Origin of the sequence: Cupriavidus sp. YAF13, assembly GCF_052113425.1 — a bacterium.
Lineage (GTDB): Bacteria > Pseudomonadota > Gammaproteobacteria > Burkholderiales > Burkholderiaceae > Cupriavidus.
The window spans coordinates 192,953-218,582 of the sequence record NZ_JBFRDD010000002.1 but is presented as its reverse complement, the minus strand read 5'-3'; the positions used below and the strand labels follow the sequence as shown (position 1 = coordinate 218,582).

At 66.3% G+C, this 25,630-nt stretch carries 19 protein-coding genes; 13 read left to right on the top strand and 6 right to left on the bottom strand.

Annotation, left to right across the window (positions count from 1 at the left end; all coding sequences use genetic code 11):
• Positions 1-43 precede the first annotated feature (43 nt).
• Positions 44-3,157, bottom strand: coding sequence for an efflux RND transporter permease subunit (locus AB4061_RS02975; protein WP_441630748.1), 3,114 nt, complete (start codon positions 3,155-3,157; stop codon positions 44-46).
• A 9-nt stretch (positions 3,158-3,166) separates the two neighbouring features.
• The gene (locus tag AB4061_RS02970) at positions 3,167-4,363 is read right to left on the bottom strand and encodes an efflux RND transporter periplasmic adaptor subunit (protein WP_441630746.1); all 1,197 of its coding nucleotides are present in this window, start codon (positions 4,361-4,363) and stop codon (positions 3,167-3,169) included.
• 509 nt (positions 4,364-4,872) lie between these two features.
• Between AB4061_RS02970 and hpnD the strand changes: the two genes are divergently transcribed.
• The 3 genes from hpnD (at position 4,873) to AB4061_RS02955 (ending at position 8,043) form a co-directional block, all read left to right on the top strand.
• Positions 4,873-5,709 (top strand): presqualene diphosphate synthase HpnD, encoded by an 837-nt coding sequence (gene hpnD, locus AB4061_RS02965; RefSeq protein ID WP_441630744.1) that lies wholly within the window; start codon positions 4,873-4,875, stop codon positions 5,707-5,709.
• 70 nt (positions 5,710-5,779) lie between these two features.
• Positions 5,780-7,054 carry a Zn-dependent hydrolase gene (locus AB4061_RS02960; RefSeq protein WP_441630742.1) on the top strand — a complete coding sequence of 425 codons (1,275 nt, stop codon included), beginning with the start codon at positions 5,780-5,782 and terminating at the stop codon, positions 7,052-7,054.
• Positions 7,055-7,146: 92 nt separating this feature from the next.
• Complete coding sequence (locus tag AB4061_RS02955) at positions 7,147-8,043, top strand: SMP-30/gluconolactonase/LRE family protein (protein ID WP_441630741.1); 897 nt, start codon at positions 7,147-7,149, stop codon at positions 8,041-8,043.
• 132 nt (positions 8,044-8,175) lie between these two features.
• Here the strand turns inward: AB4061_RS02955 and AB4061_RS02950 are convergent, their stop codons facing one another.
• A complete protein-coding gene (locus tag AB4061_RS02950; RefSeq protein WP_441630739.1) occupies positions 8,176-8,517 on the bottom strand; it encodes a hypothetical protein in 342 nt (113 codons plus the stop codon).
• A 255-nt stretch (positions 8,518-8,772) separates the two neighbouring features.
• Here AB4061_RS02950 and ompR point away from each other — a divergent pair, with 255 nt between their 5' ends.
• The 6 genes from ompR (at position 8,773) to AB4061_RS02920 (ending at position 14,937) form a co-directional block, all read left to right on the top strand.
• Entirely contained in the window at positions 8,773-9,495 is a 723-nt protein-coding gene (ompR, locus tag AB4061_RS02945) for an osmolarity response regulator transcription factor OmpR (protein ID WP_006576352.1), read from the top strand.
• 13 nt (positions 9,496-9,508) lie between these two features.
• Positions 9,509-10,858, top strand: coding sequence for a sensor histidine kinase (locus AB4061_RS02940; RefSeq protein ID WP_150990620.1), 1,350 nt, complete (start codon positions 9,509-9,511; stop codon positions 10,856-10,858).
• Between the two features lie 455 nt (positions 10,859-11,313).
• Complete coding sequence (locus tag AB4061_RS02935) at positions 11,314-12,615, top strand: MFS transporter (protein WP_441630737.1); 1,302 nt, start codon at positions 11,314-11,316, stop codon at positions 12,613-12,615.
• 298 nt (positions 12,616-12,913) lie between these two features.
• A complete protein-coding gene (locus AB4061_RS02930; RefSeq protein WP_441630735.1) occupies positions 12,914-13,462 on the top strand; it encodes a peroxiredoxin in 549 nt (182 codons plus the stop codon).
• Positions 13,463-13,603: 141 nt separating this feature from the next.
• Complete coding sequence (locus AB4061_RS02925) at positions 13,604-14,125, top strand: carboxymuconolactone decarboxylase family protein (RefSeq protein WP_006155913.1); 522 nt, start codon at positions 13,604-13,606, stop codon at positions 14,123-14,125.
• Between the two features lie 230 nt (positions 14,126-14,355).
• Positions 14,356-14,937: a GNAT family N-acetyltransferase gene (locus AB4061_RS02920; RefSeq protein ID WP_441630732.1), complete on the top strand. Its 582-nt coding sequence runs from the start codon at positions 14,356-14,358 to the stop codon at positions 14,935-14,937.
• Between the two features lie 49 nt (positions 14,938-14,986).
• On the opposite strand, the gene ispF is transcribed toward AB4061_RS02920, so the two are convergent.
• Together ispF and ispD are read right to left on the bottom strand one after the other, a co-directional pair.
• Entirely contained in the window at positions 14,987-15,496 is a 510-nt protein-coding gene (gene ispF / locus AB4061_RS02915; RefSeq protein ID WP_150987634.1) for a 2-C-methyl-D-erythritol 2,4-cyclodiphosphate synthase, read from the bottom strand.
• 89 nt (positions 15,497-15,585) lie between these two features.
• Positions 15,586-16,356 carry a 2-C-methyl-D-erythritol 4-phosphate cytidylyltransferase gene (ispD, locus tag AB4061_RS02910; RefSeq protein WP_441630730.1) on the bottom strand — a complete coding sequence of 257 codons (771 nt, stop codon included), beginning with the start codon at positions 16,354-16,356 and terminating at the stop codon, positions 15,586-15,588.
• 295 nt (positions 16,357-16,651) lie between these two features.
• On the opposite strand from ispD, the gene mfd reads away from it, so the two are divergent.
• The 4 genes from mfd (at position 16,652) to AB4061_RS02890 (ending at position 24,296) form a co-directional block, all read left to right on the top strand.
• The gene (gene mfd, locus AB4061_RS02905; protein WP_441630728.1) at positions 16,652-20,113 is read left to right on the top strand and encodes a transcription-repair coupling factor; all 3,462 of its coding nucleotides are present in this window, start codon (positions 16,652-16,654) and stop codon (positions 20,111-20,113) included.
• A gap of 148 nt (positions 20,114-20,261) precedes the next feature.
• Entirely contained in the window at positions 20,262-21,467 is a 1,206-nt protein-coding gene (argE, locus tag AB4061_RS02900) for an acetylornithine deacetylase (RefSeq protein WP_441630726.1), read from the top strand.
• Between the two features lie 87 nt (positions 21,468-21,554).
• Entirely contained in the window at positions 21,555-22,859 is a 1,305-nt protein-coding gene (locus tag AB4061_RS02895) for an MFS transporter (RefSeq protein ID WP_441630725.1), read from the top strand.
• A gap of 60 nt (positions 22,860-22,919) precedes the next feature.
• Entirely contained in the window at positions 22,920-24,296 is a 1,377-nt protein-coding gene (locus AB4061_RS02890) for an amidohydrolase (RefSeq protein ID WP_441630723.1), read from the top strand.
• A 72-nt stretch (positions 24,297-24,368) separates the two neighbouring features.
• On the opposite strand, the gene AB4061_RS02885 is transcribed toward AB4061_RS02890, so the two are convergent.
• On the bottom strand, positions 24,369-25,610 hold the full coding sequence (locus AB4061_RS02885; protein WP_441630721.1) for a thiolase family protein: 1,242 nt from the start codon (positions 25,608-25,610) through the stop codon (positions 24,369-24,371).
• Positions 25,611-25,630: the final 20 nt, after the last annotated feature.

Genomic DNA, 25,630 nt, shown 5'->3' with positions numbered 1-25,630 from the left:
CGTGCCCGGCGGTTCTGCCGCCAGGGCACGCCCGGGCGCGCGCTCAGCGTGCCAGCACCGCCCCGCCCGGCTCCGGCGCCTTGACCCTGAACCAGGCCGCATACAGCGCCGGCAGGAACAGCAGCGTCAACGCCGTCGCAATCACCAGCCCGCCCATGATGGCGACCGCCATCGGCCCCCAGAACACGGAGCGCGACAGCGGGATCATGGCCAGCACGGCCGCTGCCGCGGTCAGGATGATAGGGCGGCAGCGCCGCACCGCGGATTCGACGATGGCATCCCACACCGGCTCGCCGGCACGGATGTCCTGCTCGATCTGGTCGACCAGGATCACCGAGTTGCGGATGATCATGCCGAGCAGCGCGGTGATGCCGAGCTGCGCGACGAAGCCCATCGGCGCATTCAGCAGCAGCAGCGTGGCGGCGGCGCCAATCAGGCCAAGCGGCCCGGTCAGGAACACCATCAGCGAGCGCGAGAAGCTGTGCAACTGCAGCATCAGCAGCGTAAAGATCAGGAAGATGCACAGCGGCAGCTGCGCGGCGATCGACGCGCCGGCCTTGCCGCTCTCTTCTTCCGCCCCGGCCACCGTAATGCGGTAGCCCGCCGGCAACTGCGCGCGCAGCTTATCCAGCTTGGGATTGATCTGCGCCGTCACGGTGGGGCCCTGGATGCCTTCGACCACGTCGGCCTGCACGGTCACGCCAAAGTCGCGGTTCTCGCGCCAGATCACGCCCGGCTCGGAGCGAAAAGCGATGCGCGCGACCTGGGTCAGCGGCACCACGCGGCCGTTGGCGGTGGGCACCTGCATGTTCTGCAGGTCGGACATGGCGTCGCGCTCGTTGCGCGGCGCGCGCATCAGGATATCGATCAGCTTGTCGCCGTCGCGGTATTGTCCCACCGCCACGCCGGTCAGCACGGTCTGGGTCACCCGCGCAATCGCGGTAGTGCTGACGCCGAGCGCGCGCGCGCGGTCCTGGTCGATGTCCAGGCGCAGCACCTTGACGTTCTCGTTCCAGTTGTCGTTGACCCCCACGGTGTTGGGGTTGGCGCTCATCACCGCCCGGACCTCATCAGCCAGCTTGCGCACGCCGGCGGCGTCCGGCCCGATCACGCGGAACTGCACCGGATAGGGCACGGGCGGGCCGTTCGGCAGCAGCTTGACGCGGCCGCGCAACTGCGGGAAATCGCGCGCCAGCAGGTCCACCACGCGTTGGCGCACCCGGTCGCGCAGCGCGACTTCGGCCGGCATCACGATCACCTGCGCCACATTGGTCTGCGGGAAGATCTGGTCCAGCGGCAGGTAGAAGCGCGGCGCGCCGCTGCCAACGAAGGTGGTCAGGCTGGCAATCTCGCGGTCCCCGCGCAGCGCGGCCTCGAAGCGCTTGGCCTCGGCCTCGGTCTGCGCAAAGCTGGTGCCCTCCGGCAGCCACAGCTCCACCATCAGCTCCGGCCGGCTCGAGTCCGGGAAGAACTGCTTCTCCACAAACTTGAAGGCGTAGAGGCCGAGGCCAAAGGCCACCAGCGTGATGGCGATCACCGTCTTGCGCCACGTCACGCACCAGTGCACCAAGCGGCGGAAGCGGTTGTAGAACGGCGTGTCAAACACCTCGTGCTGCTCGCCCTCGCCGGCGGGCCGCGCCTTGAGCAGCAGGTAGCCCAGGTAGGGCGTGAAGTAGACCGCGGCCAGCCACGACAGCACCAGCGCCATCGCGGTCACGGCGAAAATGGCGAAGGTGTACTCGCCCACGGTGGAGCGCGCCAGCCCCACCGGCAGGAAGCCGGCGGCGGTGATCAGCGTGCCGGTCAGCATCGGCATGGCGGTGGAGGTGTAGGCGAAGGTGGCGGCCTCCATCTTGGAGAAGCCCTCCTCCAGCTTGCGCACCATCATCTCCACCGCGATGATGGCGTCGTCGACCAGCAGCCCCAGGGCCACGATCAGCGCCCCGAGCGATATCTTGTGCAGGCCGATCCCAAAGATGTTCATGAACAGGAACGTGACGGCGAGCACCAGCGGAATGGTCAGCGCCACCACCAGGCCCGGGCGCACGTCGATGCGCAGCGGCTTGGTATGCAGCCCGAGCGAGACAAAGCTCACGCCCAGCACGATCACCACGGCCTCGATCAGCACGTGCACGAACTCGCCCACCGACCGCTCCACGGCCTCGGGCTGGTTTTGCACCTGGTCCAGCTCGATGCCGACCGGCAGCTGCCCGCGCAAACCATCCATCGCGGCACGCAGGCTCTTGCCCATGGCGATGATGTCGCCGCCGCGCTCCATCGAGATGCCCAGCCCGATGACCTCCTTGCCCTGGAAGCGCATCTTGCTGGCCGGCGGATCGACATAGCCGCGGTACACATGGGCGATATCGCCCAGGCGGATATTGGCAATGCCGTTGGGGCCGCGCAGCACCAGGTTCTCCAGGTCGGCCACGTTGGCGAACTGGCCCGACAAGCGCACCTGCAGGTTATCGCCCGGGGTCACCAGCACGCCGCTGGCGGTCATGCTGTTTTGCTGCGAGATCTGGTCGGCGATCGCATTGATGTCCAGCCCGAGCTGGGCAAAGCGCGCCTGGTTGAATTCGATGTAGACCTTTTCGTCCTGCAGCCCGATCAGCGACACCTTGGCGACGGACGGCACGCGCAGCAGTTGCTGGCGCACCAGGTCGGCGTACTCGCGCAGCTCCTTGTAGTTGAAGCCGTCGGCCGAGAGCGCGTAGATGGAGCCGTACACGTCGCCGAACTCGTCATTGAAGAACGGCCCGCGCACGCCCGGCGGCAGCGTCTGCGCGATGTCGCCGACCTTCTTGCGCGCGGTGTACCAGATCTGGGCGGTGTCCTTGGCCGGCGCGGTGTCCTTGAGCTGGAAGATCACCGTGGTCTCGCCGGGCTTGGAGAAGCTGCGGATCTTGTCGGCGTAGGGCACTTCCTGCAGCTGGCGCTCGATCTTGTCGGTGACCTGCACCGCGATCTGCTCGGCGGTGGCGCCGGGCCAGAATGCCTGCACCACCATCACGCGGAAGGTGAAAGGCGGATCTTCGTCCTGACCGAGCTGGAAAAAGGCAAAGAGCCCGCCCAGCAATAGCACCACCAGCAGGTAACGGGTCAGCGGCTGGTGCTCCAGGGCCCAGCGGGACAGGTTGAAACGGGAATGATCCATGCCGGCGCCTTAGTTGCGCGCGGCCGGCGTGGGCGCCACGGCCTGCAGCGGCTTGACCTTCTGCCCGGGCTTGAGCAGGTGCACGCCCGCGGTGACGATGGTCTGGCCGGGCGACAGCCCCTGCCTGACCTGGATCTCATTGCCCTGGAGCTCGCCCAATGTCACGTTGACCGGCTGCACGGCGCCCGTTGCCGCGTCGTACACCCAGACCTGGTTGCTGCCCTGCTTTTGCAGCAGCGCGGAAAGCGGCACACGCAGCGCGGCATCGTCGCCGGTACGGGTGAAGGTGACCACGGCGGTCATGCCGAACTTAAAATCGGCCGGCGGATTGGGCACGCTGACGCGCGCCGCGTAAGTGCGCGTCACCGGGTCGGCCATTGGCGAAATCTCGCGCACGCGGCCCGGCAGCGGCCGGCCGGGCTCGGCCCAGGTGCGCACGGTGACGTCGGAGATGCCGCGCAGGCGCTCGACCTGATCCTCCGGCAAGCCAACCGCGACCTCCTTCTCCGCGGTTTGCGCCACCCGCACGACCGATTGGCCGGCGGCCACGACCTGGCCAACTTCCGCTTCGATCAAGGTCACCACGCCATCGGCGTCAGCGGTCAGCACGCCGTAGCCGGTCTGGTTGGATTGGTTGCGCAGCCCCGCCTCGGCCTGGCGCAGGCGGGAGGCGGCCGAGTCAAAGGTGGCCTGGCGGCGTTGCTGCTCGGCCGCACTGATGAACTTCTTGGCGAACAGCTCGTTGTAGCGCTTCAGATCAGCCTCGGCGAGGTCGCGATCGGTCTTGGCCGCGTCGTACTGGGCCCGCGAACCGGCTTCCGCCAGGCCAAGGTCGGTGGGATCGAGCCGGGCAAGCGGCTGGCCCTTGCGCACGGTGGCGCCCACGTCGACCAGGCGCGCGGCGATCTTGCCGCCCACGCGAAAGCCTAGCCGCGACTCGATCCGGGGCCGCACATCGCCCGAGAACTCGTACTCCGTCTTGCCTGCGCCCGGCTGCAGCTGCATCAGGCGCACCGGGCGGATCTCCGGCGCCTTTTCTGCCTGACGGCTGCAACCCGCCAGCGCCAGCCCGCCGAGCAGCAGCAGGGTCACCAACGCGCCGCGACCGCGCATGCGCAAACCGGCCGAGAACGCGTTCGCGCTGGAAAGCGTGGAAAAAGGCACTTCGATGGCCGCAACTTCCGGCCCGGGATAAGGCACTGGCATGAGTTAAGCGTTAGATCGGTGGCACTGTTGGCACGGTTTGCACTGCGGCAGGCACGGCGCGGAGCGGCGGCGATTAATAACTCGCCGGTCAGTAATGTAACGGCGTGAAGCCGAAAGCGTCAAATGGCACGCGAAGGGGGATCCCGGAAACGCACTTTTCAAACAGGCCACCCACCGTGGATCCCAAGTCGGGCGCAGGAATCGCGCCGGGCGCGGCCGAATGCCGCAGCGCCGGATATCCGCGCGGGCCGAAGTGCGCGGCGGCGCTCTCGCCCACGGCCGTTGCGGCCGGGAGCGCGATGTTACAATTCCGCGCGTCGCCCGCGCTGCCTTGCCACCCGCCGTGGAATGGCTTGACGACTGGAAATCGCGGCGCTTGGCGCAGGCCCCCTGGCTAGCGCATCGCGCCAACTCGCCACACCGGCCACCGCGCGCCGGCCAGGTTGCCGCGGCGACAGCGCAGGCATAAAGCCCCCCATAGCCCCCCATTTCACCGACCCGAGCCTGGCGTGACGCCCGATCAGTATTGCCAAGAGAAAGCCGCGCAGAGCGGCTCCAGCTTCTATTACAGCTTCCTGTTCCTGGCGCCCGAGCGGCGGCAGGCCATTACCGCCCTCTATGCCTGGTGCAGGGAGGTCGACGATGTCGTGGACGACACGCAAGACGCCAGCGTGGCCTATCAAAAGCTGGCCTGGTGGCGCAATGAGCTCGCCCAGATGTTCAACGGCGCGCCGACCCATCCCGTGACCAAGGCGCTGCAGCCGCACGTGCAAGCCTATGGGCTGACCCAGCCGATGTTCAACGAAGTGCTCGAAGGCATGGAGATGGACCTCAACCAGTCGCGCTACCTGGATGACATCGCGCTCACGCGCTATTGCCATTGCGTGGCCGGCGTGGTCGGCACCATGAGCGCCCGCATCCTCGGCCAGACGGATCCGCGCACGCTTGAGTACGCGGAAAAGATGGGCTTGTCGCTGCAAATGGTCAATATCCTGCGCGATGTGGGCGAAGATGCCCGGCGTGGCCGGATCTACCTGCCGGTCAACACGCTGCAGCGCTTCCAGGTGCCAGTCTCCGAGATCAACCAGGCCACGCACTCCGATCGTTTCGTCACGCTGATGCGCTACCAGGCCGAGCAGGCCCGCACGCTGTACCGCGAGGCGCTGGCGCTGCTGCCCACTGCCGACCGCCGCGCCCAGCGCGCCGGACTGGTCATGGGCGCGATCTACCAGACGCTGCTCGACGAGCTGGAGGGGAGTGAGTTCCAAGTGCTGAACCAGCGCATTTCGCTCACGCCCATGCGCAAGCTCTGGATCGCGTGGAAAACGTGGATGCGCAACCGCTGAACGCCACGTCCTGCCTTTTGCATCGCTACCAGCTTTCACTGCATTCACTGCCTGAGCCACCCGAGCTGCCATGACCCGATCCGCCTCCCCCCTCCTCCCGCTTGGCCAGACCATTCTCGACCAGGCCGCGGCGCTGGCCCGCTTCTCGGATATGGAAGGCGGCCTGACCTGCGCCTACCTGACCCCGGCCCACCGCGCGGCGCAGGCCCAGCTAGTGGCGTGGATGGAGGCGGCGGGCATGCAGGTCCGCATCGACGCCATCGGCAACGTGATCGGCCGCTACGCCGCCGATCCTGCCGTGGGCGACGGCGCGCGCGTGCTGATGACGGGCTCGCACTTCGACACCGTGCGCAACGGCGGGCGCTATGACGGCCGCCTAGGCATCCTGCTGCCCGTGGCGGTGGTTGGGGCACTCAACGCGGCCGGCATCCGCCTGCCCTATCACTTCGAGGTCGTGGGCTTTGCCGAGGAAGAAGGCTTGCGCTTCAAGACCAGCTTCCTGGCCAGCAGCGTGCTGGCCGGCCGCTTCGACCCCGCCCTGCTGGATCGTGCCGACACCGACGGCGTGACCCTGCGCGAAGCCCTGGCCGCCTCTGGCCTGCCGGGTGCGGGCGGTGTCGATGCGCTGCGCGCCGCGGCGGTGGACCCCGCCACCCTGCATGGCTTTGTCGAAGTGCATATCGAGCAAGGCCCGGTCCTGCTGCACCACGGCCTGCCGCTTGGCGTGGTCACGCAGATTGCCGGCAGTAGCCGCTTCCAGGTCCGCGTCGAGGGCCTGGCCAGCCACGCTGGCACCACGCCCATGACCCTGCGCAAGGACGCCGCCGCGGCGGCGGCCGAGATGGTGCTGCTGGTAGAGCAGCGCTGTGGGCAGGTGCCTACGCTGGTTGGCACGGTGGGCCAGTTGCAGGTGCCGAACGGGTCGAGCAACGTCATCCCCGCCGAATGCGTGTTCTCGATGGACATCCGTGCGGGTGAAGACAGCATCCGCGAGGCCGCCATTGCCGACATCGTGGCCGGCATCCAGGCCATCGCCGAGCGTCGCGGCCTCAGCGCCGGCGTGGAACGGGTGACGCCGGTCAACAACGCGCCCTGTGCGCGCTGGCTGATGGATCAGTTCGGCGCGGTGCTCAAAAAGCGCGGGCTGGACGCGTTCGAGCTGCCCTCGGGCGCCGGCCACGACGCCATGATGATGCAGCGCATGACCGACGTGGCGATGCTGTTTGTGCGCTGCGGCAACGGCGGTATCAGCCATAACCCGCTGGAAACCATCACGGCCGACGACGCTCAGCTCGCGGCCGAGGTCTTCGTCGACTTCCTGCGGCATTTCCAGCCACGCGCCTGACCCCCACCGCGGCGCGCTTGCGGTCCCGGCACAAATCGTATTGGATGTAGGCCACCAATCACAAGATCGAAAGATCACAACGGAGACACCGCATGGCGCACCGCGAACTATCGGTCCTGACGGAGGGACACACCTTTCTGGAAGGACCGCGCTGGCATGATGGCCGGCTCTGGCTGTCGGATTTCTATACCCACCGGGTGATAGCGGTGAGCCTGGATGGCGCCGTCGAACAGATCGCCGAAGTGCCGCAGCAGCCATCCGGCATGGGATGGCTACCGGACGGGCGCCTGCTGATCGTCTCCATGCGCGACCGCAAGCTGCTGCGCCGCGAGCCGGACGGCAGCCTCGTGGTACATGCCGACCTGTCCGGCGTGGCCAGCGGGCACCTCAACGACATGGTGGTGGACCAGTACGGCCGCGCCTATGTGGGCAATTTCGGTTTTGACCTGATGGCCGGTGCCCCGATGCGCACCGCGAGCCTGGCGCGGGTCGACCCGGATGGCTCGGTGACCGTGGTGGCCGATGGCCTGTTCTTCCCCAACGGCTCGGTCATCACGCCGGACGGCAAGTCCCTGGTGGTCGGCGAGACCCTGGGCAATCGCATCTCGGCCTTCGATCTGCACGCGGATGGCTCGCTGGGCCCGCGCCGTGACTGGGCACGCTTCGGCAACCAGCCGGCCGGATCGGAACTCGGCGAGGTGCTGGGCGGCGCGAAGGTGGCGCCGGACGGGTGCGCCCAAGATGCGCAAGGTGCGCTCTGGGTGGCTGACGCCATCGGCAATCGCGTATTGCGGGTAATGCCGGGCGGGCACATCGATGAGGAAATTGCCTGCGGGACGGGCATCTTCGCAGCCGCCCTGGGTGGCCCGCGCGGCACCACATTGTTCCTGGCCGCCGCGCCGAACTTCGACGAAGCGCAGCGGCGCGCTTCGCGCCTGGGCCATATCCTGATGACGGAAGTCGAAGTGCCGCACGCCGGCCTGCCGTGAGGCCAGGCGGCTAAGCGACTATGCGGTATGGGGCTATGGGGCTATGGGGCTATGGGGCTGAAGTAGGACGGACGCCGATACGCGCTCGCCGCGCATCGTGTCAAGCTGCACGCATGTGTGCGCGCCTGGTCCCTAGCCGCCCTGGTACATCTCCCGCCCGAGTTCGTACAGGTTCTGGCGCAGCTTGCGCCGCTCGTCGGGCGAGAGCTTGTCGTTCGGGGATGCGTGAGGCAGGTGCTCGTTCATGTCACGCTCGGCGCGGTACTTTCCGGCGCGCGCCCGCGCCTCATCGCGGCTGTAGCGCTCGCGCTCGTTACGCGGGGCGGCCTCGCGGCCTGCTGGCTTGCCGGCGCCCGGGAACAAATGCGCCATGCCGGGCGATTGCGGGTAGCCCGCACTAGCGGCAAGCAACAGCGCAACAGTCGCGCCGGCACGGGAAAAGGTATGCCCGGCGCGCTTGCGGGTGACTTTCATTGATAATGGCGGTTTTGGCTTCGGAAACGGTGGTTACAGGACCGCCGGAAGCCGGACATCCAGTAGCCCCGCCTCGCCACGTCATGGCAGTGAACTACACGGCGGACGCCCACGAAATCCCCGCGGGAGTGGCTACGGAAACGGTATGCGGCAGTTTAAACGCAGGGTGGATGCGCGCCTTCATACCTCGGGGTAAAGTATGTAACCTTTTGTTAAGCCATTTTGACCGAAAGCGTTTGTCGCTAAGATACCGCCATGGAAAATACCAGTCACAAGATTCTCGTCGTAGACGACGACCCCCGTCTGCGCGACCTGCTGCGCCGTTACCTTGGCGAACAGGGCTTCACCGTACTGGTAGCTGAGAACGCCACCGCGATGAACAAGCTCTGGTTGCGCGAGCGTTTCGACCTGCTAGTGCTCGACCTGATGATGCCCGGTGAAGACGGCCTGTCGATCTGCCGGCGCCTGCGTGGCGCCAACGACCAGACGCCCATCATCATGCTCACCGCCAAGGGCGAGGACGTGGACCGCATCGTCGGCCTCGAAATGGGCGCCGACGACTACCTGCCGAAGCCCTTCAACCCGCGCGAACTGATCGCGCGGATCCACGCCGTGCTGCGCCGCAAGGGCCCCGCCGAAGTCCCCGGCGCGCCCTCCGAAACCCCGGAAACCTTTGCCTTTGGCGATTTCGTGCTGAACCTCGCTACCCGCACGCTGACCAAAAATGACGAAGAGATCACCCTGACCACCGGCGAATTTTCGGTGCTCAAGGTCTTCGCCCGGCATCCGCGCCAGCCGCTGTCGCGCGAGAAGCTCATGGAAATGGCGCGCGGGCGCGAGTACGAGGTGTTCGACCGCAGCCTGGACGTGCAGATCTCACGCCTGCGCAAGCTGATCGAGCCTGATCCGGGCAACCCACGTTTCATCCAGACGGTCTGGGGCCTTGGCTACGTCTTCATCCCCGATGGCGTGAAGTAAGGCGCCGCGCATCTTGGCGACTGTCATCAGCCGCACGGCTACGCGCCTGTTCGGTTCGCTGTTCTGGCGAACCTTCATGCTGATCGCCCTATTGCTGGCGATCTCGCTGGGTATCTGGTTCCAGAGCTATCGGCTCTTCGAACGCGCACCGCGCGCCCAGCAGATCGCCATGCAAGTGGTCAGCGTGGTCAAGCTCACGCGCGCCGCCCTGCTCTATTCCGATCCCGCGCGGCGGCGTTTCCTGCTGCTCGACCTGGTGCAAAACGAGGGCATCAAGGTCTACCCGCGCGAGAAAGACGACGATTTCTCCGTGCCCACCACGAACCCCTTCCTGACCCAGCTGGTGCAGCAGGAGATTCGAAGCCGGCTAGGCGAAGGGACCGTGATCGCCACCACCGTGAACGACATTCCCGGCGTATGGGTGAGTTTCGAGATCGAGGGCGACGATTACTGGGTGGCGATCAGCCCCGAACGGTTCGAGCGCGTGCCCGGCATCCAGTGGCTATGGTGGAGCATCGCCGCGCTATTGCTGTCGATCATCGGCGCAGCCTTTATCACGTCGCTGGTCAACCACCCGCTCAAGCGGCTGGCCAACGCGGCACGCGCCATCGGCGGCGGCGGCGACCCGCCCACCCTGCCTGAGCATGGCGCCAGCGAAGTGGCGCAGGCCAACCACAGCTTCAACCAGATGGTGCGCGACCTGCGCCAGCTCGACGACGACCGCGTCGTCATGCTGGCCGGCATCTCGCACGACCTGCGCACGCCGCTGACGCGCCTGCGGCTGGAAACCGAGATGTCCCCCGTGGATAACACCACGCGCGAGGCCATGATCGCCGACATCGAACAGATGGACGCCATCATCGGCCAGTTCCTCAACTACGCCCGCCCCGCGCTGGAAACGGTCGAACCCGTCGACCTGTCCGCACTCGTGCAAGACGCCGTCGGCGTCTACGGCGCGCACGACGACGTACGCGTCCATGTCCGCGCCGGCGACCCCGTCATGGCCGTGGCCAACCGCATGGAAGTCCAGCGGATCCTGGACAACCTGGTCGAAAATGCCCGCCGCTACGCCAAGGACGAAGACAACGGCGTCGCCGTGGTCGAGATCAGCACCCGCATCGAAGACAAGGAAGCCGTGCTGACCGTGGCCGACCATGGCAGCGGTGTGCCGGAAGCGCAATTGCCCTTGCTGACCAGGCCTTTCTACCGGCTCGATGGCGCACGCAGCGAAGCCAAGGGCGCCGGGCTGGGGATGTCGATCGTCAATCGGATCTTGCAGCGAAATGGGGGCAGGTTGATGTTGGCGAATCGGCCGCCGCCGGCAACCGGGTTGGTGGTTAGTGCGTTTTTCAGGCGGGCGTAGATCGCGATATGCTCGCTGCAACTGCAACTGCAACTGCAAAATCAGCTTCAACTGCTTAAGTTCAAGGTCAAAGGCAACTGCAGTTTCACCTCCCCGCAGGGGAGGTGAAACTGCAGTTGCCTTTGACTTTCAGCTTTTGACTTTGCCGTCAAGCAGTCGCACGTACGGTTGCCCCAAGTTACCGCAAAATCACACCCCTCCGTACTAACCCTAATCCCCCCATCCCCCTTCATCCCACTGACAGGCTTTCGACAGCGTTTGATATCAAACTGAAAGCCATTTGACAGCGTAATGACAGCCCCCCCGGCGCAAACTTGCCGCCGTTAGCAGTACCCCCAAAGACCAAGCCCAGCCAAGGCCATTTCCCAGAAAAAGGGGAAGCCGCCTCATCTGGCGCCCGATCAAAATCAAGCCGCCGGAACCAACCGGCGGCAACTGCGAGAGACACCAGCAACATGTCAAGCTCCCCCTCCCAGCAACACGGGTTCCGCACCGTGTTCCGCGTTGTCAGCGGCAACTTCCTGGAAATGTACGACTTCATGGTGTACGGCTTCTACGCCGCCGCCATCGCCAAGACGTTTTTCCCCAGCGGCAACGAGTTCGCCTCGCTGATGCTCTCGCTCGCGACCTTCGGCGCGGGCTTCCTGATGCGTCCGCTTGGCGCCATCATCCTGGGCGCGTACATCGATCATCACGGCCGCCGCAAGGGCCTGATCATGACGCTGGTCCTGATGGCGCTCGGCACCCTTCTGATCGCCTGCGTGCCGGGCTATGCGTCGATCGGCGTGGCCGCACCTTTGCTGGTGCTGGCGGGCCGGCTGCTGCAGGGCTTCTCCGCCGGCGTTGAGCTGGGCGGTGTGTCGGTGTACCTGGCGGAAATCGCCAAGCCCGGCAAGAAAGGCTTTTACGTGGCCTGGCAATCGGCCAGCCAGCAGGTGGCGGTGATCTTTGCCGGTCTGCTCGGCGTGGTGCTGCACTCGATGCTGTCGCCCGAGGAAATGGGCGAATGGGGCTGGCGCATTCCGTTCCTGATCGGCTGCCTGATCGTGCCGTTCCTCTTCCTGATCCGCCGCTCGCTGGAAGAAACCGAAGAGTTCAAGACCCGCAAGCATCGCCCCAGCATCAGCGAGATCTATCGCTCGATGCTGGAGAACTGGCGCATCATCGTGGCCGGTTGCATGATGGTTGTGATGACAACGGTGTCGTTCTACATGATCACCGCGTACACGCCGACCTTCGGCAAGACCGTGCTCAAGCTGGATGATGTCGACAACCTGATCGTCACCATGTGCGTGGGGCTGTCCAACTTCATCTGGCTGCCGCTGATGGGCGCCTTGTCGGACCGCGTGGGCCGCAAGCCGCTGCTGGTGACCTTCACCATCCTCACATTGCTCACGGCCTATCCGGCGGTGTCCTGGCTGGTGGCGGAGCCGTCATTCAGCCGCCTGCTGATGGTCGAGCTGTGGCTGTCCTTCCTGTACGGCAGCTACAACGGCGCGATGGTGGTGACCCTGACCGAAGTGATGCCGCCCGCGGTGCGCACGGCGGGCTTCTCGCTGGCGTATAGCCTGGCCACGGCCCTGTTCGGCGGCTTCACGCCGGCCATCTCGACCTACCTGATCCACAGCACCGGCAACAAGGCCGCGCCTGGCCTGTGGCTGATGTTTGCCGCTGCATGCGGGCTGATCGCCACGCTGGTGATTTTCCGCGGCGGACGGCAGCATGCCTACGTCGAGCCCGCGGCCAAGGCTGCCTGAGGTTCACGAGGGCGGCCCTGCTGGGGTAGACTCGCCGTTCCGGCAGGGCGGCTGCGAACACCGCGGCTGACATCGCGCGGCAATATGACGGCGCCAACATCACTAGCCGGCGCCCGCGCTTGCCGGATGTGCGGCGCCCCGCGCTTGGCTATCGGGCTCTTTGAGAATATCAATTAGCCCCGCCCCCCGGGGATGACGCATAATCCATGTTCGTTGCGCGGCAGCCTGGTCTTATCCGTTGGTGATGGCCCGGCTTGCAACGCGAGCGTCTCTCTTCAACCGTATCCAGGAGCAGTCTATGAAGACCGTTGGTGACAAGATCGAAGCCTTCCACGTCGTCGGCGTCAAGCCGGGTTTCAACAACCATGAAGAGAACGGCCAGTCGGCTTTTGAAGACATCACCGAAAAGTCGTTCGAGGGCAAGTGGAAGATCATTTACTTCTACCCGAAGGACTTCACCTTCGTGTGCCCGACCGAAATCGTTGCTTTCGCCAAGCTCAACGGCGACTTCGCCGACCGCGACGCGATCGTGCTGGGCGGCTCGACCGACAACGAATTCGTGAAGCTGGCATGGCGCCGTGAGCACAAGGACCTGAACAAGCTGGACCAATGGCAATTCGCCGACGTGACCGGCTCGCTGATCGACCAGCTCGGCGTGCGTGACCGCGCTGCCGGCGTCGCGCTGCGCGCTACCTTCATCGTCGATCCGGACAATGTCATCCAGCACGTGTCGGTGAACAACCTGAACGTCGGCCGTAACCCGGACGAAGTGCTGCGTATCCTCGACGGCCTGCAAACCGACGAGCTGTGCCCGTGCAACCGCACTGTTGGCGGTGCCACGCTGTAAGCTGTCGACCCGCTGGCATGCTGCACAAACTGCCGGTGAGAAATTGCCGGCGATTTGTGACGATCTGCGCGCCGGGCTACGGCCCGCGCCTCAAAACCCGCCAAGGCGGGTTTTTTGAGACCTTACCGATAGGAGATTTGTATGGAATTCCTCAGCACGATTAAAGGCCTTATTCCTGACTACGCCAAGGATATCCGCCTGAACCTCGATGGCACCATCGCCCGCTCCTCGCTCGAGGGCAACGATGCGGTGGCGGTGGCGCTGGCCGCGGCGTTTGCCGCCAAGAGCCGCGTGATCGTCGACGCGATCCGCAACGCGGGCGTGCTGTCGCCCGAGGAAACCAATGCCGTGCTCACCGCCTCCGCGCTGATGGGCATGAACAACGTCTGGTACCCGTTCGTGGAAATGGCCGACGACCAGGATCTCGCGACGCAGCCGGCCGGCCTGCGCATGAATGCATACGCCACGCACGGCGGCGTGGACAAGCGCCGCTTCGAGATGTACGCGCTGGCCGCATCCATCGTCGGCAAATGCCATTTCTGCATCAAGTCGCACTATGCGCTGCTCAAGAACGAGCAAGGCATGACCGCGCAGCAGCTGCGCGACGTGGGCCGCATTGCCGCCGTGGTCGTGGCGGCTGCCAACGTCATCGCGGCGGAATAAGGCCGTATCGAGGCCTTGCGGGTAGCACGCGCCGGCACGGCACGGCCCCGCATGATGCTTCCGGTACTTCCCCGAAAGCCCCGCGGCGCAAGGCCGGCGGGGCTTGCCCAGCATGCCGCGCGCGTCAGCGCAAGCCTGTTGCCAGCGCGCCTAGTCGGTAATTCACTGACTGCATTTGTGCACCGAAGGGCCTACAATCCAGCAAGGTCACAGCCTTCGCCACCTCTGCCATGAGCACCCTTCCTTCGCATACCTCCCCCCGCTTTCACTACCGCCTCGCCACCGTGCAGGACTGGGGCGACATTGCCGCCGTGACCCAGCAAGCCTATGGGCAATATGAGCTGGAGATCATGGAGGACTGCCGCGAATCCTTCCAGCAAGGCATGAAAGCCGTGCTGGCCGCATCGACTTCGGAAATGGAATGGTGGGTGGCGGAAACCGATCACGGCATCAGCGGCGCGGTGTTGTTCTGCCATCCCGGCGCCACGTTGCAGGCGCTGGACGGCAGCACCATCACGCTCGCCTTGCCGGAAGCCCGGCTGCTCGCGGTCAGCCCGCAGGCACGCGGGCTGGGCCTTGGCCGCACGCTGATGCAGGTCTGCATCCAGCGCGCGCGCGATATCGGCGCCGGCGCGCTGCTGGTGCGCACCATGCCGGAAATGAAATCCGCCAACCAGCTGTGCCAGCAGATGGGTTTTGTCAAACGCACCGAAGCCGGTGCGCGCTCGGGCCCGATGGCCAGGCTGATCGACTACCTCTACGCGCTCCCGCCCGAAGCCGCTGGCGCAACCGGGGCGGCCGCCGGAGGCTGAGCGCGCTGCGCCCAGCCCTGCACCAACGCAACGCCGCGCCAGCCCCGCATCAATCCTGCGGGGAGACGATCGTGCCGCGCCAGATCAGCACCACGGCTTGCGCAACGATACCTTCCTGACGCCCCTCGAAGCCCAGCTTCTCATTGGTCTTGGCCTTGACGTTGCAGCTGGCGGCAGCCAAGCCCAGGTCCTCCGCCAGGTTCGCCACCATGGCGCCGATATGCGGCGCCAGCTTCGGCGCCTGCGCGATCACCGTCGCATCCACGTTGCCAATTTCATAGCCGGCCTCGCGCACGCGCCGCGCGGCCTCGCGCAGCAGCACACGGCTGTCCGCGCCGGCAAAACGCGGATCGGTGTCGGGAAAGTGGCGGCCAATGTCGCCCAGGCCGGCCGCCCCGAACAGCGCATCGGTGATGGCGTGGAGCAGCGCGTCCGCATCGGAATGGCCCAGCAGGCCGCGGTCATGGGGAATGTCCACGCCGCCCAGGATGAGCTTGCGGCCCGGCACCAGCGCGTGCACGTCATAGCCTTGGCCGACGCGGATATCGAATGGGGTCATGGGAACAATTCTCCTTCAGGATCGGAACGGGGATGGATAGGAATGAATAGGGATCGGCGGGGATGGCAGGCAATGCACGAGGATGACGGTCAGGGCATGCCAGCACCCTCACCCAGCAACAGTTCGGCCAGCGCGAAATCCTCGGGGTAGGTCACTTTGAAATTGCGCAGCGAGCCATTGACCAGGCGCGGATGCAGGCCCAGCCGCTCGATCGCGCTGGCCTCGTCGGTCACCACGGCGCCCGCGGCCAGCGCTTCCTGCAGCGCCTGCCGCAACACACCCAGGCGGAACATCTGTGGGGTCTGCGCCTGCCACAAGCCCTCGCGCGAGACCGTGGCGCCGATGCGCACCACGGCCGCCGGCTGTCCGCCAGGGGGCGCATCGGCGCGCTTGAGCGTATCGGGCACCGGCACCGCCAGGATGCCGCCGATGGCGGCGTCGGGGCCGTCTTCGTCTGCGCCGTCGCCCTCCACCGCGCGCACCAGCGCGTGGATCATGGCGGGCGTCAGGCCCGGGCGGGCCGCATCATGGACCAGCACCCAGTCACGGTCCGTGGCGCCAAGTTGCGCCAGGTGATGCAGGCCAGCCAGCACCGAGGCATGGCGCGTATCGCCGCCCACGAAGGCTGTGTCAAAACGCAGGCCGGCAAACGCCGCCGCGCCGAAGCGGGACTCCAGCGGCATATCGTCGGGCGCCAGCACCAGCGCGGTGGCGCTGATGGCATCGCAGGCGGCAAAAGCGGCGAGCGCGTACCAGATCATCGGCCGGCCGGCCACGGTCTGGTATTGCTTGGGCAGGCTGCCGCCCGCGCGGCTGCCGGTACCGGCACAGGGAATCAGGGCAAATCGGCGAGCAGACACGGATAGCGTGAGGGACAAGGTAAGCGCCCTGCCAGGAGCACGGCGCAAGGCTTCAGGGCCCCCGCCATGGGCGGGGGAGCGGGAAGCGCGGCATTGAAAACGCGGATTCGGAGCGCATTCTATAATACGGCCTTCGCTCGCGGACATGCGGGCGTCGATCAGCGCGAGCGCCCGCCGGGCGCCGCATGCTTCGTCCACTCCCCGCCCGCGACGCCGGCGGGGTGTCGCTGTTGCATCGCCGCGCTCTTTTTGCCCCACAACGCCTGAAAGCCGCCAACAAGCCAGCCCGTACCCGATGCCTGAAGCCAATCGCCCCGCCCCCTTCGCCAACCTCCCCTTGGTCAAGGCCGGCCAGCGTTATACCGTGTCCGGCCTGCCTGGCTCCGCCGACGCCCTGGCACTGGCCACCTATGCCAGCCAGCACCGCGAGCGCGTGCCGATGCTGGCAGTGGTGTGCGCCAACGCGGTCGACGCGCAGCGGCTGGCCGAGGAAATCCCCTGGTTCGCGCCCGGCCTGCGGGTGCGCCTGCTGCCCGACTGGGAAACCTTGCCGTACGACAGCTTCTCGCCGCACCAGGACCTGGTCTCGGAGCGGCTCGCCACGCTGCACGACATCCAGGGCGGCCAGTGCGACATCATGCTGGTGCCGGCGCAGACCGCGCTCTACCGGCTGGCGCCGCCCGCTTTCCTCGCGGCCTACACTTTCTTCTTCAAGCAGGGCGAGAAGCTGGACGAGGCCGCGCTCAAGGCGCAGTTCACGCTGGCCGGCTACGAGCATGTCAGCGCCGTGATGCGGCCCGGCGAGTACAGCGTGCGCGGCGGCCTGATCGACCTGTTCCCGATGGGCTCGCCGCTGCCGTACCGGATCGACCTGTTCGGCGACGAGATCGAAACCATCCGCGCCTTCGATCCCGATACGCAGCGCAGCCTGTACCCCGTGAAGGAAGTGCGCTTGCTGCCGGGCCGCGAGTTCCCGCTCGACGACGCCGCACGCACCGCGTTTCGCGGCCGCTGGCGCGAACTGTTCGAAGGCGATCCGAGCAAATCGACGATCTACAAGGACATTGGCAATGGCGTGCCGTCGGCCGGCATCGAGTACTACCTGCCGTTGTTCTTCGAAAGCTCGGCCACCGTCTTCGACTACCTGCCTGCCAACAGCCAGCTCGCCTTTACCGGCGATGTGCCTGACGCCATCCGCCGCTTCTGGGCCGACACCACGCAGCGCTACAACTTCATGCGCCATGACCGCGAGCGGCCGCTGCTGCCGCCCGCCGCGCTGTTCCTGTCGGAAGAGCAGTTCTTCGCAGGCGCAAAGCCGCTGGCGCGGCTCGTGCTGCAAGGCACCGCGACCGGCGACACCGTGCCACTGGCTGAGTCCCTGCCCGATGTCTCGGTCAACCGGCGCGCAGAAGATCCGCTAGTCAATCTGGAAGCGTTGCTGCTGAAAAAAGACCGGCGCGTGCTGATGTGCGCGGATTCCGCCGGACGGCGCGAAACGCTGCTGCAGCTGTTCGGCGAAAGCGGGCTGCGCCCGCAGCCGATCGATGATTACGCCGCCTTCCTGGCGGGAGATTCGCATTTCTCCATCGTGGTGGCGCCGCTGCAAAGCGGCTTTGCCGTGCCCGGCGCGCAAGGCATCGAGCCGCTGGCCTTTGTCACCGAGGCCGAGCTGTATGCCGGCACCGCGCGCCGCACGGGCCGGCGCAAGCAGGAACAAGCCAGCGCCGTCGACTCGATGGTGCGCGACCTGGCCGAGCTCAAGATCGGCGATCCGGTCGTGCATAGCGAGCACGGCATTGGCCGCTACCAGGGCCTGGTCTCGCTGGACCTGGGCCAGGGCGAGGAGGAATTCCTGCACCTGGACTACGAGAAAGGCAGCAAGCTGTACGTGCCGGTGCACCAGTTGCATGTGATCTCGCGCTACTCCGGCGCCGATCCGGACACCGCGCCGCTGCACTCGCTGGGCTCCGGCCAGTGGGACCGCGCCAAGCGCCGCGCCGCGCAGCAGATCCGCGACACCGCCGCGGAGCTGCTCAACCTGTACGCGCGCCGCGCCTTGCGCCAGGGCCATGCCTTCGAGCTGACGCCCAGGGACTATGAGAAGTTTGCCGAGAGCTTCGGCTTCGAGGAAACACCGGACCAGGCCGCGGCCATCGCCGCGGTGATCGCCGACATGACCTCGGGCAAGCCGATGGACAGGCTGGTGTGCGGCGACGTGGGCTTCGGCAAGACGGAAGTCGCATTGCGCGCCGCCTTCGTCGCGGTCATGGGCGGCAAGCAGGTGGCCATCCTGGCGCCCACCACGCTGCTGGCCGAGCAGCATTTCCAGAATCTATCCGACCGCTTTGCCGAATGGCCGGTGCGCATCGTGGAGCTGTCGCGCTTCAAGACCAAGAAGGAGATCGACGGCGCCATCAAGCAGATCAACGACGGCACCGCCGATATCGTGATCGGCACCCACAAGATGCTGTCGGACGACGTCAAGTTCCAGCGCCTGGGGCTGGTCGTCATCGATGAGGAACACCGCTTTGGCGTGCGCCAGAAGGAAATGCTGAAGACCCTGCGCGCCGAGGTCGACGTGCTCACGCTGACCGCCACGCCGATTCCCCGCACGCTGGGCATGGCGCTCGAAGGCCTGCGCGACTTCTCCGTGATCGCCACCGCGCCGCAAAAGCGCCTGGCCATCAAGACCTTCGTGCGCCGCGAGGAAGACGGCGTGGTGCGCGAGGCCATCCTGCGCGAGCTCAAGCGCGGCGGACAGGTCTACTTCCTGCACAACGAGGTCGACACCATCGAGAACAAGCGCGCCAAGCTCGCCGAGCTGGTGCCGGAAGCACGCATCGCGGTGGCGCACGGGCAGATGCACGAGCGAGAGCTGGAGCGCGTGATGCGTGACTTCGTGGCACGGCGCGACAACATCCTGCTGTGCACCACCATCATCGAGACCGGCATCGACGTGCCGACCGCCAACACCATCCTGATCCACCGCTCCGACAAATTCGGCCTGGCGCAGCTGCACCAGCTGCGCGGCCGCGTCGGGCGCTCGCACCACCAGGCCTATGCCTACATGCTGGTGCACGATGTCGAAGGCCTGAGCAAGCTCGCGCAGCGCCGGCTCGAAGCCATCCAGCAGATGGAGGAACTGGGCTCGGGCTTCTACCTGGCCATGCACGACCTGGAAATCCGCGGCGCGGGCGAAGTGCTGGGCGACAAGCAATCGGGCGAGATCCACGAGATCGGCTTCCAGCTCTACACCGACATGCTCAACGCCGCCGTCAAGTCGCTCAAGGCCGGCAAGGAACCGGACCTGATGGCGCCGCTGGCCGTGACCACCGAAATCAACCTGGGCACCCCGGCCCTGCTGCCCAGCGACTATTGCACCGACGTGCACGAGCGCCTCTCGCTATACAAGCGCCTGGCCAATTGCGAGACGGCCGAGCGCGTGGACGATATCCAGGAAGAACTGATCGACCGCTTCGGCCGCCTGCCGCCGCAGGCGCAAGCGCTGATCGAAACGCACCGCCTGCGCATCACCGCTGTGCCGCTGGGCGTGCGCAAGATCGACGCCAGCGACGCGGCCATCAGCATGCAGTTCCTGCCCAACCCGCCGATCGACGCCATGAAGATCATCGAGCTGGTGCAGAAGAACCGCCATATCAAGCTGGCCGGCCAGGACAAGCTGCGCATCGAGGCCAAGATGCCGGATGTGGCAGTGCGAGCGCAGACCATCAAGCACACCCTGCGCCAACTGGCCTGATTGGCCTGATTGGCCTGATCATTGCTCCACAGTACCCGTTTGCGGCGCGACGGCGCCGCGGCGGGCCACGATGGTGCATCGTGCATGGACCGACGGGCCAGCACGGTGTAGCATCATTTACTTAACACGTTACCCAAAGCCAACCGCCATGCACGCCGATACCCTCAGCAAGCCTGCCGATGCCGCAACCCGCGGCAGCGCGCTCGACTGGACCCAGCGCCTGGTCAGCTACGACACCACCAGCCGTCACTCCAACCTCGGCCTGATCGAAGCGGTGCGCGATCATTTCCTGGCCAAGGGCCTGCGTCCCCATCTGAGCTACAACCCGCAGGGCGACAAGGCCAACCTGTTCGTCACCGTGCCTGCCGCCGATGGCAGCACCGATGGCGGCATCGTGCTGTCGGGCCATACCGACGTGGTGCCGGTGGACGGCCAGAACTGGACCACGGACCCGTTCAAGCCGGTGATCCGCGATGGCCGCCTGTACGGGCGCGGCACCTGCGACATGAAGGGATTCATCGGCACCAGCCTGGCGCTGCTGCCCACGCTGCTCGAAGCCAGGCTGCGTGAGCCGGTGCACTATGCGCTGTCCTTCGACGAAGAGATCGGCTGCATGGGCGCCCCCTACCTGCTGGCGGAACTGCGCGAACGCGGCGTGACCCCGGGCGGCTGCATCGTCGGCGAGCCCACCAGCATGCGCGTGATCGTCGCGCACAAGGGCATCAACGCCTACCGCTGCTGCGTCAAGGGCCAGGCCGCGCATTCGTCGCTCACGCCCAAGGGCGTCAACGCCATCGAGTACGCCGCCCGCCTGATCTGCCATATCCGCGACATCGCTGACGAGTTCAAGGCCAACGGCCCCTACGATCGCGACTTCGACGTGCCCTTCACCACGGCCCAGACCGGCACCATCCACGGCGGCATCGCGCTCAACACCATTCCGGCGTTGTGCGAGTTCGTGTTCGAATTCCGTAACCTGCCGGGCGTCGATCCGGAAGCCATCTTTGCCCGCATCCAGGGCTACGCCAACGACGTGCTGCTGCCGAAAATGCGCGCCGAGCATGCCGACGCGGGCCTGACCATCAACAAGATCGCTGCCGCGCCCTCGCTCGACGTGGCCGAGCAGGCCGCCATCACGCAGCTGGTGCGCGCGCTGACCGCCGACCGCGACGTCAACAAGGTCGCCTACGGCACCGAGGCCGGCCTGTTCCAGCGCGCCGGCATCCCGGCCGTGGTGTGCGGCCCCGGCGATATCGAGCAGGCCCACAAGCCCGACGAGTTCGTCGCGCTGGACCAGCTCGCCGCCTGCGAAGCCTTCCTGCACAAGGTGGTCGACAGCCTGCGCGTGAACTAAGCCGTTTTCCTCGTTTTCCGTTGTAGCCGGCCCGCTAACCCTGCGGGCCGGTGGTTGCGTCATGTCCAAAAATAACCCGGAGACACCATGACAGCAGTATCGGCAAGCGGTAGCAGCAATAGCGGCGCGGCAGCATCGGCAGCGCCCGCCTCGCGCCATCCCTGGCGCGCGGTGATCTCAGCCTCGATCGGCAATGCGCTGGAGTGGTTCGACCTGGTCGTCTACGGCTTTTTTGCCGTCACCATCTCCGCGCTGTTCTTCCCCAACCACGATGAAAACACCTCGCTGCTGCTGACGCTCGGCACCTTCGGCGTGTCGTTCTTCATGCGGCCGCTGGGCGCGGTGGTAATCGGCGTCTATGCCGACCGCAAAGGCCGGCGCGCCGCGCTGACGCTCTCCATCCTGCTGATGATGGTGGGCACGCTGATCATCGCGCTACTCCCCACCTATGCCGCGATCGGCGTCATGGCGCCCATCGGCATCGTGCTGGCGCGCATGATCCAGGGCTTCTCGGCCGGCGGCGAATTCGGCAGCGCCACCGCCTTCCTGGCCGAGCACGCGCCCAACCGGCGCGGTTTCTACTCCAGCTTCCAGGTCGCCAGCCAGGGCCTCACCACCCTGCTTGCCGCGGGCTTTGGCGCGGTGCTAACCACCACGCTCACGCCCGACCAGATGCAATCCTGGGGCTGGCGCGTGCCCTTCCTCTTTGGCCTGCTGATCGGCCCGGTGGCGTACTACATTCGCCGCCACGTCGACGAAACCCCCGAATTCCTCCAGGCCGAGACCACCGAGACGCCGCTGCGCGACACGCTCAGCCACCAGAAGGAGCGCCTGCTGCTGGCCATGGGTGTGGTCATCGTGGCCACGGTGTCGACCTACCTGGTGCTGTACATGCCCACCTACGCGGTCAAGCAGCTCGGCCTGCCGCCCTCGGCGGCGTTTGCCGCCACGCTGGCCACGGGTGTGGTGCAGATGCTGTTCGCCCCGCTGGTCGGGCACTGGTCGGATCGCTATGGCCGCATCCCGCCCATGCGCCTCGCCGCGCTGCTGTTGCTGGTGTCGATCTGGCCGCTGTTCTGGCTGCTCAGCCACTATCCCGGCTTCGGCGTGATGCTGGCGGTGCAGGTGGTGCTGGGACTGATGATGACGCTGTACTTCGGCGCGCTGCCCGCGCTGGCGTCGGAGATCTTCCCGGTCAAGACGCGCACCACGGGCCTCTCGCTCTCGTACAACATCGCGGTGACGCTGTTCGGCGGGTTCGCGCCCTTCATCCTGACCTGGCTGATCGGTGCCACCGGCAGCAAGCTGGCGCCGAGCTTCTACCTGATGGCCTGCGCCGTGGTGAGCCTGGTGGCGCTGGGCCAGACGCGTGCGCGCCTGGGCATCCGCTAGTCGCGCATGCGTTGGTTTGTTCATCCTGTTCCATCACGAAAAAATAAAAAAGGAGTCTTCATGGCAGCACGCCAAGCCCATTCCCCTGCCGCGCTGCGCGCCGGCGTTTCCGCCCTCGCGCTGGCCGCCGGCCTGCTGTGCCTGGCACCCGCCGCCGCGCAGGCGCAAGCCACCGGCAGCGAGAGCCTGCAGGCCCAGATCGAGACCCGCGCCAAGGCCGTCGAAGCCCAGCTGATCGCCTGGCGCCGCGACATCCACCAGCATCCCGAACTTGGCAACTATGAGGTCCGTACCTCCAAGCTGGTGGCAGACCATCTGCGCAAGCTCGGCATGGAAGTCACGACGGGGGTCGCCAAGACCGGCGTGGTGGGCGTGCTCAAGGGCGGCAAGCCGGGCCCCGTGGTGGCGCTGCGCGCGGACATGGATGCCTTGCCGGTGAAAGAGCGCGTGGACGTGCCCTTCGCCTCCAAGGCCAAGGGGCAGTATCTCGGCAAGGAAGTGGACGTGATGCACGCCTGCGGGCACGACACCCACGTCGCCATCCTGATGGCCACGGCCGAGGTGCTGGCCGGCATGAAGGACCAGTTGCCCGGCACGGTCAAGTTCATCTTCCAGCCGGCCGAGGAAAGCCCGGCGGATTTCGAGCCCAACGGCAGCAATATGTGGGGCGCCAAGCAGATGGTGGCTGAGGGTGTGCTGGACAATCCCAAGGTGGATGCCATCTTCGGCCTGCACGTGAGCAGCGGCATCGAGTCGGGCAAGCTGGCCTGGCGCAGCGGCCCGTCGATGGCCGCCGCCGACCAGTTCTGGATCGACGTCAAGGGCCGCCAAACCCATGGCGCGCGCCCCTGGGGCGGCATCGACCCGATCGTGGTGGCGTCGCAGATCGTGCTAGGCCTGCAGACCATCCAGAGCCGCCAGGTCAACGCCATGCTGGAGCCTTCGGTGATCACGGTCGGCACCATCCACGGCGGCAACCGCATGAACATCGTGCCGGAGAAAGTCGAAATGATGGGCACGGTGCGCACCTATGACGAAGGCATGAAAAAAGACATCCATGCCCGCATGAAACGCACCACCGAAGCCATCGCCAGCAGCGCCGGCGCCGAGGCCACCTTCAAGGTCGTGGAGCTTTACAACGCCACCGTCAACCAGCCCGCGCTGACCGACAAGATGGCGCCCACCCTCAAGCGCGTGGCCGGTGACGGCAACTGGATGATCGCGCCCAAGGCCACGGCGTCGGAGGATTTCTCCTTCTATCAGGAGAAGGTGCCGGGGTTGTTCTTCAACCTGGGTGTGACGCCCAAGGGCGTGGATGTGACCAAGGCAGCATCCAACCACTCGCCGGAGTTCTATGTGGATGAGGCCGCGCTGGTGAATGGGGTCAGGGCGCTAGCTGGCCTGACGGTCGACTATATGACGATGGCGCAGCGATAAGGGGGTTGCCGGGCAGTCCGCGCAAGGCGTGCGAGCCACCTCCTCCTCGCCACCTGCCCGTCGACTGCCCGATTACCTGCCCAGTATGGTCAGGCAGGCCACTGCCTCTTCCACGCCGTGCAGGCCACCACCGTTCTCGGCAATAGCGATTCGCGCACCGTCCACCTGGCGCGCGCCTGCCTCTGCTCGCAACTGCGATACCAGCTCATAGACCTGCCCAAGGCCGGTGGCGCCGATTGGGTGCCCCTTGGACTCCAGGCCGCCGGAGGTGTTGACGGGGATGCGCCCGCCGATACGCGTATCGCCCCGCTCCGCGGCCAGACCACCCTCGCCGGGCTCGCAGAGGCCGAGTGCCTCCACCTGAATCACTTCGCCGATGGCGCTGGCGTCATGCACTTCCGCGAGCGAGATATCGCGCGGCCCCACCCCGGCGATCCGGTAGGCGTCGGCCGCCCCTTTGCGCACAAGGTGGTCGGCAAGCTGTGCCGGCGCGCGGTCGCTGCCGGTCACCACGACGGACGCAAGCACCCGGATGGCACGGCTGCGGCTGCCGTCGAGCCGGGCAAGAGCCGCCTCGCTGCACACGATGGCAGCGGCAGCCCCATCGCTGATGGGCGAGCACATCGGCAGTGTCAGCGGGAACGTGATCGGCGGCGCGGCCAGGATTTCCTCGATGGTGTAGGCCTCGCGGTATTGCGACAGCGGGTTGTGCACGGAATGCCGATGGTTCTTGGCGGAGACGGCGGCAAAATGGCGCTGCGTCGATCCGTATTCCCGCATGTGCATCCTGCCCATGGCCGCGTAGATGTCCATGAACACGCTGTAGGGCCTGGGTGAGGTCGAGCCATCCGGCACTTCCACGCCTTCGCCCATGGCCAGTAGCCGGGCGGTGCCGGCCGCCTTGTCGTGAACGTCCCACGCACCATCGAACACGCTCAGCGTGCGCGCCTTGTCAGTGGAGAACATCTTCTCCGCACCCACCGCCAGCACGATATCGGCGGCGCCCGCCTTGATGTACTGGACCGCCAGGTGCAGCGCCGAGCTGGCGCTGGCGCACGCATTCTCGACATTGATCACCGGGATGCCCTGGATACCCATGCTGCGCAGCGCGATCTGGCCGCGGATCATGTCCTGGCCCTCCATATGCCCCTGCGTGCAATTGGCAAAGAAGGCGCCCTGCAACGCGCGGGCCTCGCAGCCCGCATCCTTCAGGGCAGACGTCACGGCTTCGCGCGTCAGGTCCTTGATGCTCTTGCCGATCCGCTTGCCGAATGGCGTCATGCCGACGCCAGCGATATATACCGTCTCGCTCATTATCTTTCCCCAAGGCGATG

Excerpts from the sequence above, each read along its gene's own strand:
- AB4061_RS02925 (WP_006155913.1), top strand. The coding sequence starts at position 13,604 with ATGGAATTCCTCAGCACGATTAAAGGCCTTATTCCTGACTACGCCAAG.
- AB4061_RS02975 (WP_441630748.1), bottom strand. The coding sequence starts at position 3,157 with ATGGATCATTCCCGTTTCAACCTGTCCCGCTGGGCCCTGGAGCACCAG.
- AB4061_RS02885 (WP_441630721.1), bottom strand. The coding sequence starts at position 25,610 with ATGAGCGAGACGGTATATATCGCTGGCGTCGGCATGACGCCATTCGGC.
- AB4061_RS02955 (WP_441630741.1), top strand. The coding sequence starts at position 7,147 with ATGGCGCACCGCGAACTATCGGTCCTGACGGAGGGACACACCTTTCTG.
- AB4061_RS02950 (WP_441630739.1), bottom strand. The coding sequence starts at position 8,517 with ATGAAAGTCACCCGCAAGCGCGCCGGGCATACCTTTTCCCGTGCCGGC.
- AB4061_RS02960 (WP_441630742.1), top strand. The coding sequence starts at position 5,780 with ATGACCCGATCCGCCTCCCCCCTCCTCCCGCTTGGCCAGACCATTCTC.
- ompR (WP_006576352.1), top strand. The coding sequence starts at position 8,773 with ATGGAAAATACCAGTCACAAGATTCTCGTCGTAGACGACGACCCCCGT.
- AB4061_RS02930 (WP_441630735.1), top strand. The coding sequence starts at position 12,914 with ATGAAGACCGTTGGTGACAAGATCGAAGCCTTCCACGTCGTCGGCGTC.
- AB4061_RS02895 (WP_441630725.1), top strand. The coding sequence starts at position 21,555 with ATGACAGCAGTATCGGCAAGCGGTAGCAGCAATAGCGGCGCGGCAGCA.
- AB4061_RS02890 (WP_441630723.1), top strand. The coding sequence starts at position 22,920 with ATGGCAGCACGCCAAGCCCATTCCCCTGCCGCGCTGCGCGCCGGCGTT.
- AB4061_RS02935 (WP_441630737.1), top strand. The coding sequence starts at position 11,314 with ATGTCAAGCTCCCCCTCCCAGCAACACGGGTTCCGCACCGTGTTCCGC.
- AB4061_RS02970 (WP_441630746.1), bottom strand. The coding sequence starts at position 4,363 with ATGCCAGTGCCTTATCCCGGGCCGGAAGTTGCGGCCATCGAAGTGCCT.
- ispF (WP_150987634.1), bottom strand. The coding sequence starts at position 15,496 with ATGACCCCATTCGATATCCGCGTCGGCCAAGGCTATGACGTGCACGCG.
- mfd (WP_441630728.1), top strand. The coding sequence starts at position 16,652 with ATGCCTGAAGCCAATCGCCCCGCCCCCTTCGCCAACCTCCCCTTGGTC.
- argE (WP_441630726.1), top strand. The coding sequence starts at position 20,262 with ATGCACGCCGATACCCTCAGCAAGCCTGCCGATGCCGCAACCCGCGGC.
- AB4061_RS02920 (WP_441630732.1), top strand. The coding sequence starts at position 14,356 with ATGAGCACCCTTCCTTCGCATACCTCCCCCCGCTTTCACTACCGCCTC.